At 32.4% G+C, this 16,184-nt stretch carries 17 protein-coding genes; 4 read left to right on the top strand and 13 right to left on the bottom strand.

What is annotated here, in order from left to right; translation table 11 throughout:
- Window positions 1-75: 75 nt before the first annotated feature.
- Window positions 76-885, bottom strand: a complete 810-nt coding sequence (locus EP747_RS00150; protein ID WP_165346744.1) for a sugar nucleotide-binding protein — start codon at window positions 883-885, stop codon at window positions 76-78.
- A gap of 157 nt (window positions 886-1,042) precedes the next feature.
- Between EP747_RS00150 and dat the strand changes: the two genes are divergently transcribed.
- The 3 genes from dat to EP747_RS00135 all read left to right on the top strand — a co-directional run bounded on the left by dat (window position 1,043) and on the right by EP747_RS00135 (window position 3,356).
- A complete protein-coding gene (dat, locus tag EP747_RS00145; protein ID WP_165346742.1) occupies window positions 1,043-1,927 on the top strand; it encodes a D-amino-acid transaminase in 885 nt (294 codons plus the stop codon).
- Window positions 1,928-1,989: 62 nt separating this feature from the next.
- Window positions 1,990-2,289, top strand: coding sequence for a hypothetical protein (locus tag EP747_RS00140; RefSeq protein WP_129687984.1), 300 nt, complete (start codon window positions 1,990-1,992; stop codon window positions 2,287-2,289).
- A 230-nt stretch (window positions 2,290-2,519) separates the two neighbouring features.
- Window positions 2,520-3,356 (top strand): SGNH/GDSL hydrolase family protein, encoded by an 837-nt coding sequence (locus EP747_RS00135; RefSeq protein WP_129687983.1) that lies wholly within the window; start codon window positions 2,520-2,522, stop codon window positions 3,354-3,356.
- A gap of 90 nt (window positions 3,357-3,446) precedes the next feature.
- Here EP747_RS00135 and EP747_RS00130 read toward each other — a convergent pair whose 3' ends face one another.
- The 6 genes from EP747_RS00130 to EP747_RS00105 all read right to left on the bottom strand — a co-directional run bounded on the left by EP747_RS00130 (window position 3,447) and on the right by EP747_RS00105 (window position 8,408).
- On the bottom strand, window positions 3,447-4,676 hold the full coding sequence (locus EP747_RS00130) for an ABC transporter permease (protein WP_129687982.1): 1,230 nt from the start codon (window positions 4,674-4,676) through the stop codon (window positions 3,447-3,449).
- Entirely contained in the window at window positions 4,677-5,561 is an 885-nt protein-coding gene (locus EP747_RS00125; RefSeq protein ID WP_129687981.1) for an ABC transporter ATP-binding protein, read from the bottom strand. It lies immediately after the preceding gene.
- A gap of 188 nt (window positions 5,562-5,749) precedes the next feature.
- Window positions 5,750-6,151, bottom strand: a complete 402-nt coding sequence (locus EP747_RS00120) for a DUF350 domain-containing protein (RefSeq protein ID WP_129687980.1) — start codon at window positions 6,149-6,151, stop codon at window positions 5,750-5,752.
- Between the two features lie 23 nt (window positions 6,152-6,174).
- A complete protein-coding gene (locus tag EP747_RS00115) occupies window positions 6,175-7,419 on the bottom strand; it encodes a glutathionylspermidine synthase family protein (protein WP_129687979.1) in 1,245 nt (414 codons plus the stop codon).
- Window positions 7,420-7,421: 2 nt separating this feature from the next.
- Complete coding sequence (locus tag EP747_RS00110; RefSeq protein ID WP_129687978.1) at window positions 7,422-7,778, bottom strand: hypothetical protein; 357 nt, start codon at window positions 7,776-7,778, stop codon at window positions 7,422-7,424.
- A 114-nt stretch (window positions 7,779-7,892) separates the two neighbouring features.
- Window positions 7,893-8,408, bottom strand: a complete 516-nt coding sequence (locus tag EP747_RS00105; RefSeq protein ID WP_129687977.1) for a hypothetical protein — start codon at window positions 8,406-8,408, stop codon at window positions 7,893-7,895.
- A 94-nt stretch (window positions 8,409-8,502) separates the two neighbouring features.
- Here EP747_RS00105 and EP747_RS00100 point away from each other — a divergent pair, with 94 nt between their 5' ends.
- A complete protein-coding gene (locus EP747_RS00100; RefSeq protein WP_129687976.1) occupies window positions 8,503-8,943 on the top strand; it encodes a hypothetical protein in 441 nt (146 codons plus the stop codon).
- 682 nt (window positions 8,944-9,625) lie between these two features.
- On the opposite strand, the gene EP747_RS00090 is transcribed toward EP747_RS00100, so the two are convergent.
- The 6 genes from EP747_RS00090 to zapA form a co-directional block, all read right to left on the bottom strand.
- On the bottom strand, window positions 9,626-10,081 hold the full coding sequence (locus tag EP747_RS00090) for a GNAT family N-acetyltransferase (RefSeq protein WP_129687975.1): 456 nt from the start codon (window positions 10,079-10,081) through the stop codon (window positions 9,626-9,628).
- A gap of 9 nt (window positions 10,082-10,090) precedes the next feature.
- Window positions 10,091-10,960 carry an alpha/beta hydrolase gene (locus EP747_RS00085; RefSeq protein ID WP_165346740.1) on the bottom strand — a complete coding sequence of 290 codons (870 nt, stop codon included), beginning with the start codon at window positions 10,958-10,960 and terminating at the stop codon, window positions 10,091-10,093.
- Window positions 10,961-11,188: 228 nt separating this feature from the next.
- Window positions 11,189-13,543 carry an endonuclease MutS2 gene (locus EP747_RS00080; protein WP_129687973.1) on the bottom strand — a complete coding sequence of 785 codons (2,355 nt, stop codon included), beginning with the start codon at window positions 13,541-13,543 and terminating at the stop codon, window positions 11,189-11,191.
- Window positions 13,544-13,559: 16 nt separating this feature from the next.
- Window positions 13,560-15,284: a DNA polymerase/3'-5' exonuclease PolX gene (polX, locus tag EP747_RS00075; RefSeq protein WP_129687972.1), complete on the bottom strand. Its 1,725-nt coding sequence runs from the start codon at window positions 15,282-15,284 to the stop codon at window positions 13,560-13,562.
- A 47-nt stretch (window positions 15,285-15,331) separates the two neighbouring features.
- A complete protein-coding gene (locus EP747_RS00070) occupies window positions 15,332-15,859 on the bottom strand; it encodes a CvpA family protein (RefSeq protein WP_129687971.1) in 528 nt (175 codons plus the stop codon).
- A complete protein-coding gene (zapA, locus tag EP747_RS00065) occupies window positions 15,852-16,142 on the bottom strand; it encodes a cell division protein ZapA (RefSeq protein WP_088014916.1) in 291 nt (96 codons plus the stop codon). Before zapA ends, EP747_RS00070 begins: the two co-directional genes overlap by 8 nt.
- Between the last annotated feature and the right edge of the window lie 42 nt (window positions 16,143-16,184).

Here is a 16,184-nt window from a genome sequence, read left to right as displayed (position 1 = left end):
GTTACATATTTCAGCTATACAATCAAAATATTAAGAATATTTAATCACTAGTGGATTTCGAATTTGTTTTGGAATTTAATGAACTAATTGATCAATTACTTCATCGTTATCATAGTAAAAATTAGGTGTCAAATCGGTGCGATTAGTCAATAATCCAAAATTGTATTCATCAAAGTTTTCTAAAGTGAGAGACTTGACTTTCCCCTCATTTGATAATCTTTTTATCAGTTTAAAAATAAATGAGTATTGCGAGTCTATATCGGTTGTTGCAAGGTGAAATATTCCTTTTAAATCATTTTCAACAATTTGTCTTACTTGCTTAGCAATACCTGAATCAATTGCATGATTTAAGAAAATATTATCATACGCGTCTATTTCTTGACCCTTTTCTATTTTATCCTTTATTTCATTTAGTCTTGGTGATTGTTTCCCCCAAACCATTGGTAACCTTAATATGATCCCGTTATCGCCAATCTCATTTTTAATTAATTCTTCACATTTTATTTTAAATTGTCCATAATCTGATTCGGCAACAGGAAGATCGTTTTCAGAGTGATGCTTTGAAACTTCTCCATCAAAAACATTTGTTGTGGAACAAAATAAAAATTTCGTTGAAGTTGATTTTATTTTTTCTACTATTTTAGAATGCGCCTCAAATTGAACATTAAAATCACCACGTAAACAAGAAACAATTACATTTGGACAAATACGATCAATCCAGGTCAAAATTTTCTCTAAATCATTAATATCCCATTGTAATTGATGATCATTTTTCAAATCTAATTTTGTTTGATTAAACGTTCCATACACGTCATGATCGGGAGAAAATTCTTTTATTAAAGCCTTCCCAACTAGCCCGCTAGCACCTAAAATTAATAATTTCATTGTCTCTCTCCTTTTTACAAAATATTTAATAAACTTGTGATATATTGAATGTATCATAATTAACAGTGTGTATACAAAGGTCATAAATTTAAAGTCAAGACTATTTGAAAGCTTTTTGTCAAACAGACTTAAAATGATAACAGGAAAGAGGGATCATATGAAAACAAAGGTTCTTTTAAACAACCGAATTGTCGATTTAAAATCTGCAAATGTAAATATTTTAGATCGAGGTTATCAATTTGGAGATGGCGTTTATGAGGTTATTCGTTTTTTCAATAAGTCTTATTTTGAGCTCGATGCACATTTAATTCGCTTGAAGGAAAGCTGTGAAAAAATATTAATACCTTTTAAAATGCATCTCAAAAAACTTGAAAGTGATTTAGTTTATTTAATGAATACTTGTGATTACGATAATGGTTATGTTTATATCCAAATTAGTAGAGGTGTAATGAACCGTAATCATATTTACCAAGACGAAGTTAATTTAAAGCCACAACTGATTGCCTACACAGTAAGAGAAGATCATAGACCATTACAGCAAATGGAAAAAGGAATAACTGCTTATGTAACGAATGATATTCGATGGCTCCGTTGTGATATAAAAAGTTTAAACTTATTAGGTAGTGTTTTAGTAAAAAATGAGGCTTACGCTAAAGGAGCGAAAGAAGCAATTTTGCATAGAGATGGGATCATTACAGAAGGCTCAGCGACAAACGTCTTTATCGTAAAAAACTCTACTCTATTCACTCATCCCGCTAATCACTTAATTCTAAATGGCATTACCCGAAAAGTGGTACTTGAAATTGCAAAAAAAGAAAGACTCGAAGTAAAAGAGATTCCATTCTCAATTGATGAACTTTTAAATGCAGACGAAGCTTTTACAACAGCATCCGTTTCTGACATTCTACCTGTTACTTCAGTTTTAATTGATGAAAAGTCCTATACTATTGGTTTAGGAAAGCGCGGAGAAATAACAAAGAGAATTCAAGATTCATACACTAATTTAATTGATAAAATTCCGCAGGATCAGTCAACTAACTAGACTACACTATTAGCATTATGCATCAAAATATGTTGGTTTACCTTAGTGAGGAGTGACTTGATTTGGCAATTTTTATAGCAATTTTGATAGCCTTAATTGGCGCAGCTCTTGCTCACATTTTTACTAAAGGGCAATCTAGACAACGAAAATACATCATATGGGGTATCGCGAATATGATAGCCATTGGGCCATTTTTGTCATTTGCCATTGGAATTACGTACGCTATTATCGAAGGAAATGGCTGGGCGGGGATGTTGATGTGGGTATTATATCCAATCATATTTGTTATTGGTCTCATTCAGTTAATTATTGGGATTTTTATGAAAAAAAGCTCCGATAAAAATATTTATAAGTACCATTAGTTACCTAAAAGTATGGCCTGTATCTTAGACTCTATTAATTGCACCTCTTTTGTTGTTTTGGCTAACAATCGAAGTGCAATTTTTTTTTATTATTTGTATAAATGTAATATAGAATAATTTTTATAGATAAAATGTTACATACTGCAAAATTCTGTACTGTCATTGTAATTTCATTTTTAGAAAAGCGCTTTACATGTTTATAAAGTAAATATGTAAAAAGGGTGATTTCTATGGTTAGATTAACATCGTATGTAAAACGTATTTTTAATTCATTGTTAACAAATATAGCTGAGGCAAAAGGAAAAAAAATTACCGATTACAAATCAAAAAAATGGATTAGTTATGGAGATAGTATCACTTCGTCTAACGGATGGCAGCCGGCTGTAGCGGAAAAGTTAGGCTTGACTCATGTGAATAGAGGGATTGGCGGAACAACTATAGCTGAAAATGGTTCGATTGCCTGGATTGATAAAAATGGAAATTACAAAGGTCAACCACCTCAACCACAGCCAAATGGAACGACAGAAATTTTATCAAGTATGTGTAACAGTCAAAGGATCAATGCTACGATTCCACTTAATACTCAAGTTTTAACAATAATGGGTGGAACAAATGACTTTGGTAGAGGTATTCCTTTAGGAAAAGGATTCCCAACAAATGAACGACCCAATTTAGACGAAACTACATTTATCGGTGCTTTGTGTTCAATGATTGAAAAAATACAAACAAGGTTACCAAATTGTAGGATTATTCTTATGACGCCTGTACCTAGATATCACAACGGAAAATATGAGGATAAAAATAAAGCCGGTTATTTAACATCTGATTATGCTAGAGCTGTAAAAGATGTAGCTGCATTTTACGCATTGCCATGCATCGACCTATACTCAAATGTTGGATGGAACAGAATGAACGGTGAATATTATTTAATTGATAGTATGCACCCAAATAAAACTAGAGGATATAAACGTGTTTCGGAGATTGTAATTGGAGAGTTAGAGGTTCTACAGCAGGATGTTAAAAGTAGTATAGAACAAGAAGTTAATGATCATAAAACAGAAACTTAGTAGTTGCTATTTCACTTCCTTAGCACAATAAAATACAGCTAAAAAAATAGATCTCAAAAGTCAGCAATTTGACTTATGAGATCTACTTTTTTATTGTCTTTTTAATAATCTAGCTACATCTTTCCATTTTACCTTTTCACTGTAATACATTACCCCATTAACATAAATACGGCTAGCAACACGAGTTAAAATCATAATTGAAACGATTAAAATTAATATACTAGCACTTATTTCTATAAAATTCATTTCTCCGCTTACAAATCTAGAAAATGCTACAAGTGGGGCAAAAAATGGAATATATGAGCTAATTTGGACTAATGTACCACCTGGATTTACTAGTGCATTAATACTAATAAAGAATGCTGCTACGACTAAAATAGTAATTGGCATCAGAACCATTTGAAGCTCTTCTGTTCTTGAAACTACTGATCCAATTGCAGCGTAAAGTAATCCATAAAGTAAATAACCTAATAAGAAATAAACTACAAATGCAATAATCGTTGTAATATCTAATGCCTCTAAATCTATTTTCATTCCAAAAAAAGATATCGCATTAGTATTAACCCAGCCTAATAAATTGGCAAAAAGAAATCCTAATCCTAATACAACTAATTGTGCACAAGCTACAAAAAACACTGCAATGACTCTTCCATATAGAGTCACGACAGGACTTACTTTTGGTAGTAATACTTCCATTACCCTAGAAGACTTTTCAGCAACAATTCCTGTTGCGATTGAGTTTCCATAAATTAATAGAAACATATATAGTAAAAACCCAAAAAAGTAAGCTATTCCGAATGTAGCCATAGGATCTTTTAGAAATTTCTCATTTACTTCTACTTTTTGCAATAATTTTGTTGCTGATTCAGGCGATAGCTTTAAATCTTGGGCAGTTTTATTTAAGTAATTTTGCTGCAAAGTCATATTTACGACTGAAAGCAATTCACTATTTGAAAATTTTTTATACGTATATTGAATTGACGGGACATTGTTCTTTTCGGAAAGAATAATCAGTCCATCTTTTGATCCATCTTCAACTTGATTTTTTAAATCTTTTTCTTTCGATGCATCGCTCTGCTCGATCTTTGCGGATTTAATCGTTTTGTTTAAACTAGCGATATCAACTGAATAATTTTTCGAATTATTTATCAAGACAATTTTATCTTTATCCTTATTACTCTTTTCTGTACCAGCAAAATATTTTTGCACCCCAAATATTCCAACGACTAATACGAATAAAATAACACTCATAATCATCGTTGCTCTCGCCAAAAGACCTTCACGTAAATGAAATAAAAAGACAGTACTAAACTTCTTCATTTATTTCGCCCTCTCTATAAAGATATCATTTAGTGTAGGTTCTAATAATTGAAATTTCCTTATAGAACCTAGGTCTTTCTTAATACGATTTAAAATCGTAAAAGCTTCCTCATCACTTTTTACCTTTACGTAAATTCCCAATTGCTTTTGTTCATAACTTACATTATTGGAATCTAGTATTTGCTTATTCGATGCTATATCTTCTAAAATTAAATTTCTATACCCATAGTCTTCTTTTAATCTACTTAAACTACCTTCTGCGACTACATTACCGTTCTTAAGTATACAAACATGTTCGCAAAAAGCCTCCACTTGATCCATACGGTGGCTTGATAATATAACCGTTTTCCCTTTCTGAATTTGTTCGGTAATAATTGCAGCCATTAACTCCGCATTAACTGGATCTAGTCCACTAAATGGTTCATCTAAAATAATCAACTCAGGGTTATGTAATAAAGTTACAATTAGTTGAATTTTTTGTTGGTTACCTTTTGAAAGCTCTCCTGCCTTTTTATTTCGATAATGTGGTATTTCTAAACGATCTAGCCAATATGTTATTGCTACATCAACCTCTTTATTAGACATACCTTCTAATTTCCCGAAATATTTAAGCTGATCAACAACCTTGCTTTTGGTAAATAATCCTCTTTCTTCTGGTAAATACCCTATCTTAACTTTATCGGTTTTAAAAGGGCTCCCTTTCCAAGTAATTTCTCCTTTTGTAGGTGTAAGAAGACCTAATAACATTTTAATGGTGGTCGTTTTACCTGCTCCATTTCTACCTAATAAACCTAGTACTCTACCTGTAGGCAAAGTCAATGACAATTCGTTAACGGCAATAGTATCTCCAAAATTTTTAGAAAGCTGTTTTATTTCTAAAGTCAACGCTCTTCCCCCTTTTTGAAGTTTAAGTAAAAGTATACTTAAATTAATTCCTATACATTAAGCATACATTTAAAAGAATTTTAATAAAAGGTAAAAATCGTTATTAGTTTGTCAGTTTATCTAACTTCATTATCCTAAGGACAGAAATGAAAAAATGAGAATGTCGCTCTAACATTCTCATTTTTATATTAATATGAAATACTACCTGAAATTAATAAACCTACTGTTACACTTAAAGTAAATAATAAAGCAGCTACTGCAATATTTCCTTCTTCAACCTTTTTAGCAAACGAAATTTTTGGAAATAATACAAATTCTGCAATCCAATAAGTAAGCATTTGAGCTATAATACCAACTAAGCTCCAAATAATGAAATCACCATAGTTAACTGAATACTTTGCTGCTGACATAATAACAATTGCTAACCCTACTAATTTTCCTGCTAATTTCAGAGCAACGGCAATATTCCCATCCTCTAAAATTAATTTTTGTTCACTCATCTTAGTGGTAAAAGTAAAAGCTAAAAATCCTATAAATAAAAGAATAAGTCCCGATCCTAAATACATCAAAGTACTAACAATACTATCCATTTATCTTTTCATCCCCTCACTAATTAATTTTTTTCTTCAACGATCCCTACTGGTAAAAAACAACTTTCGTTTCCTGTAATAATATTCCCGGCACGTACACCAATTGCGCCATATTCTTCTTTAATCAAAAAACTACCTATTAATACATGTAAATCTAGCATTCCATCAGGAGTCATAACCTTCCTCTTAGGTAAAGGTGAATATTGTTGAAATACTATAACTTGATCATGATAGTTATTTTGTTTGCTTTGTTCACGGTTTTCCCCGTTAATAATCTTAATTGAATCTCCTTCACGGCCAAATGCAGGTTTTTCAACATATGAAAGTTTGTGTTCGATAAAGAAATCTGGCTCTAAAAATGTTGGTAGAAAATGTTTTCTAATTACATCATGTTCTTCAACAGTAAAAACATCTGATTGATCTATATGTAAATTCCAAATTAATGCTTGAACAGCCTTGGACTGTAGTAAAAATGAAGATAATGGATTGAAAATAATCAATTTACCGTCTTTTACAAGTTCTAATAGTGCCAGGCCAATTTTTGTTCCATCTGAAGATTGATCAAGCTCTAGATGTTCAATTGGATAAGTTTGTCGGTAAAGAATGTGTATTCTTTCCCCTTTAGGTGTATAAAGTCCCTCGTTTTCAATAATCTGTAAATCTTCTAGTGATATTAATTGACTCTTACCATTGTATAGAGATTGAATATATTTAACTGTCTTCCAATCTTCTTCATGATCACCATGAGCTGTAAAAACAATAATTGGTTGATCTAACCCTTTTATGCTTTTATTGACAACATGATTTATCACGTTAGAAAGTTTCATTTCACTATCAGCATTAGGATTCTTCAAGTTAAAATAATCCGTAATGTAGCTATTGACATGATGGGTCTCCATAATAAAGGTTGGGGTGTCACTATTGCATTCATAATGTTTCCAACCATCTACTGTACGAACAAGGTCAATTCTTCTAATGATTCCTTCACTTTCAATCGTTTTATGACGTAAAAAAGGTACGATTTCCTTTGAATATCCGAGCATATAAAAAATATCATCTGGTAATTGTCTCATTAACCGAGCAGTCTTATCATAGATTTTTCCAATTTGTTCCGTAATTGAATGAATTTCATCAACTTCAGTTTTAGTTAATGGATAATAGTCTAATAAAGCATAATATGAATCTTGTAAATCCGCCCAAAAATCAGGAAGTTTTTGATAAACTTCTTTACGTTTTCGCCTGTGATTCTGTAAATTCGGATTATCCATTATTAACCACCAAATCCCCCAGATGAACCTTTTCCAAAACCACTTTTACTTGAAGACGAAGTATGCCCTGCATATTTACTAGAAGATTTATAGCTCTTATAGGAACTACTTGCATGAAGTGCCGTTCTTGTTGGATAAAATATTCCGCCATGATAATAACTATGGTAGTAATGACTAGTGCTATCATCACAAACCCAAACACCTTCGTCATCATCAAACTCCCAATCACGACAATCGTCATTTTTCGGTTTATCTGGTCGGTCAGCATTTTGAGCACCACAGCCAGCTAATGTACTTACTGCTAAGCCACTCGTTAATGCGATACTAACTTTTTTCATTAATAATGATGTTTTTGACATTGGGATCTCCTTTCGAATATTGAAAATTATTCTATTCTATACTAAACTAATCCCTCTCATAAAGTATATAGAAATTAGCTTTAACTATCCCTCTTACTCTCGTTATCTTTTAAATTAACCTCCGAATCCTCCAGAAACTCCACTACCAAATCCACTTTTTTTAACCGAGGAATTTGTTCCTTTAATAATGCCTGAGGATTTATATTGATTAAAATCATTGTTGCTATATAACATATTTTTTGTTGCAAAGAATGAGCCTAAAAAGAAGAAATTTCGGTAAAATGAGCTTGAACTATCATCACAAATCCAAATATTATCTTCATAATCAAATTCCCAATCACTACAATTTTCGTCATCAGGCATTTCAGTATCTGTATACGCAAACTCTGTTTCGTCACTATCAGTATAATCAGTCTCATCTAAACTATCTTCCGTCGTCGTCCCCTCATCAACCTCATTTACTTGCTTTGTATTTTCATAGACCGGTTGATTTGATTCATAATAATCTTGGGAATTATCCGTTGTCTCAATCGACTCTAGTTCAGATCCACACCCGGTTAATGAACTTATTACAATACCACTTGTTAAGGCAATACTCACTTTTTTCATTAATTTTGATGTTTTTGACATTGTATTCTCCTAATTCAATATATAAATACATACATTTCTATCCTAAACTGTGTTATATACTAATGTATATACAATTATTAAAGGAGTTTGAACAATGTTTAATACAGACAGCATCTTTGTTCTTGAATATCGATTAATTGATGGAGAATTTACACGACCTATTTACCATTTTCCATTTTTATCGAAGGTCCAAATCTTTACAAGAAGATATTGCGATTACTTTATTTTAAATGGTTTCGTTTACGAGAATAGAGGCTCTTATATCGAAGAAGATCGGTATGTAATTGAAGTAATTGAATCAGATTTGGAAAATACTCCTTTTTACCATTTAAACAGACCGTTAGGCATTGAAATTAGAGATGTCGATACTTTTGATGAAATTCATTTCTATGAGAGCGGAGATGAATTAAATTTACTTTCCTGGCTTCAATCAACTTATATAACAATAAATCATCAAATTTATGAGCAAACTTCAAATGAAGTTGATCAAGATCGCAATACTTACGTGATGTATGTCAAACCGTATATTGAATAAAAACTAAGCTACCTAAGTCCTCTTAGGTAGCTTCATGCTATGTAAAAAAGAATTTGGCAATTATATTGTTGGATTGACCATGGATAAGTAAGTTGTGTCATATGATTTCCACTACAGGGTGCTCGCTTTCCATGGGGCGAGACCTGAGCCTCCTCGGCTCCGCCTGTGGGGTCTCAGCCTTCCCGCTTCTCCCATAGGAGTCGAGCACCCTTTCGTTCCAATCAAGCTCTTTATAAAAAAATAATAATCTTAAAAACAATAAAATAGTCAATTGAACGAATAAATTACCCTTTATTAATCAAATTGTAACTTATGAATACGACTTACACATCTTTACGGGCGAAGGTACTGACTGTGATATAAAGGGGAATATTAGCTATAATACAGGTGAGAAAATCTATCATGAACCAGGTGATCAATTCTATGATGTGACAAAGATCGATGAGAGCTATGGTGAGAAATGGTTCTGTTCAGAGGAAGAAGCTGAGAAAGCTGGGTTTAGAAGAACGCTTAGATAATCGGGTAAAAGACTTTGTTTATCAATAAGATGACAGATAGACCAATAATAACTAGACCCTTTTTTCAAAGAAATTCATTTAATCTTTCTATTTTTCAATATTGACTACAATATATTTCAACACACAGAAGCTACCTAAATCTTCTTAGGTAGCTTCTGTGTATACTATAGATTTTGTTCTAGCTTGATTAAATCCTTACACTGTATGCCATTTTCCCAAATTTCTTCATCATAATTATCAATAAAGTAATCGTAAAAAACAGTACTGATTTGAAATCCGCAATTTTTATATAATGCTAATTGGTATGTACTTGAGTTACCGGTACAGATCGAAATTTTAGAATAACCAAGTTTTTTAGATTCATTAATTCCATAGTGGATTAAATTTTTTCCAAATCCTTGTCCTTGGAAGGCCGAATCAATTGCAATATTTTTAATTTCAACCTCATCACTTGAATTCTCCATTAATACTAATACACCGACGAGTAAATTTTGGTCTAGTATTTCATAAATATTACTCTTTTGAATATATTTATCTACCATTTCTTTTGATGGATCAGCTAGTAACAATAGATTCCAATGCTCTTTTGTTAGAAATTGAATTTTATTAATATGATTCATTGATACTCCTTACTTTTTTAATCTTGCCTTTAAATAATTTATTGTATCATTGGTGGATTTTTGTATCGAAAGATTTGTAAATCCATGGTTTCCATTTTTAAGTGCAATCAAAGTAACCATTTTTGGATTTTTTTTAGCAAATCTCTTAGATTGACTGAACGGAACAAGCTTATCTCCTGTGCCATGTACTATAAAGATTGGGACTTTTGTCTTTTCTACATATTGAATAGGGCTCATTCGATTATACTCATCTGTCATTTGATCTACAGTACTATTCATATATTTATCTACAATTTCTGAACTTCTTGAAGAAGGAGATTGATTCATAGTCGTTAAGTCTGAAATTGGATACCAAGCAATAATATATTTTATTTTGTTTTGTATATCAGGTTGAAGTCCAGTTAATAAAGCTAAGTGTCCACCGGCAGAAGCACCAGCTATCCCAATTTGATTTCGATCAATTCCTAATTCAGTTGAATTTGTGTAAATAAAGTCGATTGCTGTTTTCACGTCACGAACTGGAAAGTTATATGAATAATTTTCTTTTGAATAAAGTGTGTAGTCTATACTAATTGCTGTATATCCATCTTTTACTATTTCATTAAAAATTGTACTCCAACGTTTATTTAACGCTTTACTTCCATATCTCCAAGAACCGCCATGAACAAATATCAACGTTGGTGATGGACCATGTGAATTTTTAGATCGGTATATATCAAAGGTTTGTGGAACTTGGGCAGGATTTGTGTAACGTACATCCCTTTGTACAATAATATCTTTACTTACATCATTTATCTTCTTTTGGTGTTTATGTTGAAAACCATTAAATCCAACAAAGACAATAACAAAGATGACTAATGCTAAAATGATTTTCTTCAAGCCAATTCACCTTTCTAATAAAAAAGAGACTAACTCAGGTTATGTCTTCTAGGTTCATTGTTATGTAAGGTTTTAACGTCTACATAAATAAATAGAAATACAATAATGATGCTAGCCTCAATTACTTTATTTAATAACTGTTACGTACAAAATTCCCCAAATTAAAAATACTGCACAAACCGCAAATAATATTTTTGCCAACTTTTCCATCTTAGAACCCCTATTACCTTATTTTAAATCGACAACAGTTACACCTATTCCACCCTCGGAGGCTGCTCCATATCGATAGGATTTAACTGATCTGTGTTTTTTTAAGTATTCCTGTACCCCTTGTCTCAGTGCGCCAGTTCCTTTTCCATGAATGATATTAATTCGAGGATAACCGGCTAATAATGCATCATCGATATATTTTTCAACACGAATTAACGCATCTTCATATCTTTCACCTCTAAGATCTAGCTCAAGATTAACATGGAAGTCCTTACCTTTTACAGATGTAACAGTTCGTTCTTTTACTTCTTTAGGTGAACTCATATATTCGATATCTTTTTCTTTAACTTTCATTTTAATAATTCCGAGCTGAACTTGCCATTCACCTTCACTAACTTGATCAAGTAGTGTCCCTTTTTGGTTAAAACTAATCACTTTTACCTCGTCACCTTCACGAAGCTTTCTTTGTTTCTTCGGAGCGGCCTGAGGAATTGTTTTCTTTGGAGCATAAGGAATTGCCCCCTCCAAACGAGTTCTTGCCTCAATTAATTCATGATCTTTAATTGAAGCTAATTGGCTATTCTTTAACTCTCTTAACTCTTTAATAATTTCTTCAGCTTCTTGTTGTGCTACTCTGACACGTTTTTTCGCTTCTTCCTGTGCTCCACGATATAATTCATCACGATGCTCATAAAATTCCATCATTTGCTTTTGTAAATCTTTGAAAACACGCTCTGATTCTTTACGGAAATCTTCTGCTTCTTTCCATTCTGTTTCTGCACCTTTTCTACTCGTTTCTAAAGATGCAATCATATTTTCAACTTCATTACTTTCTTCACTTACATGATTTTTTGCTTTTTCAATTACACGATTTGAAAGTCCAAGTCTTCTAGAAATCTCAAATGCATTACTTTTACCTGGAACACCAATTAATAGTCGATAAGTCGGACTTAGTGTTTCTACATCAAATTCAACACTAGCATTCATAACGTGCTCTCGATTGTAACTATATGCTTTTAATTCAGGATAATGCGTTGTCGCTACTACTCTTGCACCGTATTCCCTTACCTCATCTAAAATTGAGATTGCTAAAGCCGCACCTTCCTGAGGGTCAGTTCCAGCTCCTAATTCATCAAATAATACAAGACTACTATGATTAACATGTTTTAAAATATCTACAATATTCACCATATGAGAAGAGAATGTACTTAAGCTCTGTTCGATTGATTGCTCATCACCAATATCGGCGAAAATTTGCTCGAACACACAGATTTCTGAACCGTCTAGTGCAGGAATTTGTAGACCAGATTGTGCCATTAAAACACATATACCAATCGTTTTTAAAGTAACCGTCTTACCACCTGTATTTGGACCAGTAATGACAATCGTAGTAAACTCCTTACCTAATTCAATATCATTAGCTACTACCACATCCCTTGGAATTAGAGGATGACGTGCTTTTTTTAATTTAAAATATCGATCGTTATTTAAAATTGGTTTACTTGCCTTAATTGAATGCGAATAGTTAGCTTTTGCAAATAAGAAATCCATTTCAGCTAAAATTTCAACATTTTGCAATAAATCCGCTGAAGCTTCCGCTACTTGACCTGTTAAAGCCATTAAAATTTTCTCAATTTCTTGCTCTTCTTTAACTTTAGCTTCTTGTAAACTATTGTTTAATGTAACGACAGCTTGTGGCTCAATAAATAATGTTTGACCAGAAGAAGATTGATCATGAACAATACCACCATAAACATGTCGATATTCTTGTTTTACTGGAATAACGAAGCGATCATTACGAATCGTTACGATTGAATCTGATAACATTTTTTGTGCATTTGCACCTCTAGTTAGACTCTCTAATTTTTCACGAATTCGAGCTTCAGCTGTTCGAACTTGTCCACGAATCGTTCGAAGTGTCACACTAGCATCATCTAAAACTTCGCCATTATCACCAATAGCCGCTTTTATATTTTTATCTAGTTCTAATAAAGGAATAATTTGCTCACTTAATGACTCTAAATATGGAATCTCTACTTCACTTTCTAGTAAAGTTTCAATAAATCGAATCATTTGACGTCCAGCATACGTAACACCTGAAATCGCGATTAACTCAGAAGGTGAAAGCATTCCACCAATATCGGCTCTTTTAACTTGCATTCTTATATCAGATAAACCACCAAGTGGAACATTTCCGCGTAGACGAATAACTTTTACTGCTTCGTCAGTTGATTCATGTAATTCTACTACTTCATCATAGTCAGTACTTGGTAAAAGATTTTTAATACGTTCCTTACCTAGTGAAGATGAAGCATGTTTAAGCAATTGTTCTTTTATTTTATCGTACTCTAAAACTCTTAATGTACGTTTCATGTGCCCCGTAACCTCCTTACACTCGATTACGTTTCCTTTCAATCAAACTTAAAAGTTCGTGTAATTCAAATGTATTTACAATATTTTCTCTTTTTAACCAAGCCTTCTTGGCCGCACTAACCCCAACAGTCATATGCTCTAGCATATCAATATTATGTGCATCAGTATTAATTGATAGCATCACACCAGCTTCTTTGGCCATCATTAACATTTCTTTATTTAAATCTAATCGATTTGGATTTGCATTTAATTCTAAAATTGTACCTGTTTCTTTTGCTACAGAAATTAATTCTTCAGCATTTACTTTGTACCCAGCTCTTCTGCCAATTTTGCGCCCTGTTGGATGCCCAATCATGCTAACATAAGGATTTCTCATTGCATTTTTTAAACGCATCATGATTGTCTCTTCATCTTGACTAAAGCTAGAATGGATTGATGCAATAACAAAATCAAGTGAACGTAAAACATCATCTTCATAATCTAATGAACCATCAGGTAAAATATCCATTTCTACCCCATGTAGAATTGTAAAATCAGTGTATTTTTCATTTACACGCTGAATTTCTTCTTTTTGTTTCCATAAGCGCTCAGGAGTTAAACCGTTCGCAACCTTTAAATATTGTGAATGATCTGTGATGACAATATATTTATATCCCTTAGCACGACATGCATCAGCCATTTCTTCAATTGAGTAGCCACCATCACTCCAAGTAGAGTGCATATGCAAATCAGATTTCATATCTTCTAAACGAATTAATGGGTAATCATTTGTAAAAGTTGAAACTTCCTTTCCATCCTCTCGAATTTCAGGTGGAAAACAAGGTAAATTAAAGTGAGCATAAAAATCTTCTTCATTTTCAAATGTTAAAACCTCTCCAGTATTAACATCCTCAACACCATACTCACTAATTTTTTCATCACGCTCTTTAGCCAATTGGCGCATAGCTACATTATGATCCTTAGAGCCTGTAAAATGATGCAGTGTTGTAGCAAACTCCTTTGGTTGAATAATTCGGAAGTCAACTGAAATCTCATATTCAACACCTTTTAAAACAAGAGACACTTTTGTATCCCCTTGTGCAATTATTCGAACGATTTCCGGCATCGAAAGTAATTGTTCTTTAATACTTTCTGGTTTATTTGATGCAACAATGAAGTCTAAATCTTTAACAGTTTCACGTACTCTTCGTAAGCTTCCTGCTCTTGAATATTTTTCAACATCCTTTATCTCTGCTAAATAAGCTTCAATTTTATCAGCAATCGGTAATACATCTGCAAGTGGCAAGCGTTCAGGCTGCTTACCAAACTCTTCGATTGATTCTAAAATATTTTTCTCTGTCTTTTTACCGAATCCAGCTAACCCTTGTAGCTTACCATTTAAGCATGCTTCTTTTAACTGCTCCATGCTCTCAATTTGTAATGCTTGATAAAGCTTAGCTACTTTTTTCCCACCTAATCCTGGTAGTCTGAGTAAAGGAAGTAAAGTTTTAGGCAATGATTCTTGTAGTTCTTCCAATACCGTACTTTTGCCAGTTTCAATATATTCTAAAATGACTGCAGAAGTCCCTTTTCCGATTCCTTTTATGGCAGTAAAGTCGTCGATTTGTTCAAGACTTCTTTCATCAGTTTCTAATGCATTTGCCGCTTTACGAAATGCTGATATTTTAAAAGCATTCTCACCTTTTAGTTCTAAATAAGTAGCAATTTGTTCTAACAGTTTTATTAACTCTTTTTTGTGCATTTTAAGTCACCTACTTAACATAGAAATTGTTTTTCACTTAAACTCGATTAAAGTATTTCAGAACTAGAAAATGGTTTCCATAATTCCATTAATTGATTTGATATAAATGGTGTATGTTGAACCATAAAATAAGCGATATTTGATTTATGTAATAAAACATGAAGCGTATCAATAGGTACGATTAAAGCTATAAATAGCGCCAAAACCGAAAATAAATAAACCTCTATAAAACCAAAAATACCACCTAAGAAGGAGTTCATCTGCTTTAGAACAGGTAATTGGAAAACTCCATTTAATAACGAACCAATAAATGAAATAACTAGCCTTGTCCCAATAAATAACAAAGCAAAAGCTATAATTTCATATACAAACTGCTCTGCGTTTACAACCTGGCCTCCGCTTATATGTATTGGAAATATTTTTTTAAGCGAAGTAGCGGTCTGCTCATAATAATGATAAGCTAGGAATAAGGAAAGTAAAAAACCTAGTAATCGTACAAGGCTGCTAATAAATCCTCTTTTCCATCCTGTTAAAATTCCTAAAATAAAAATAATAAGTATTATTAAATCAATCATTGTTTTTCTGCTCACTTTTCGTTTGTTTTTCTAATAATTTTTCGAGCATTTCAGCTCTTTCTTTTAACTTTACATAATCACTTACAATATTTATTGCTGTCAATACAGCTAATTTATTAGTATCTAATAATGGATTTTTTTTATTTATTTCTTTCATTTTATCATCTACAATTGAGGCAACATGGCGAATATGATCTGTTGACTCGTCACCAGTAATTGCATAATGTTGCCCATAAATAGTTACATTTAGTTTTTGTTTCGATGAAGAATTGGACAACTTCATACCTCCATTCAGCTTTTAAACATTCTAACCTTAACTATAACA

The sequence above is a fragment of the Gottfriedia acidiceleris genome (assembly GCF_004138285.1).
GTDB classification, from domain to species: domain Bacteria; phylum Bacillota; class Bacilli; order Bacillales; family Bacillaceae_G; genus Gottfriedia; species Gottfriedia acidiceleris_A.
This window is presented reverse-complemented; position numbering and strand designations above follow the sequence as displayed.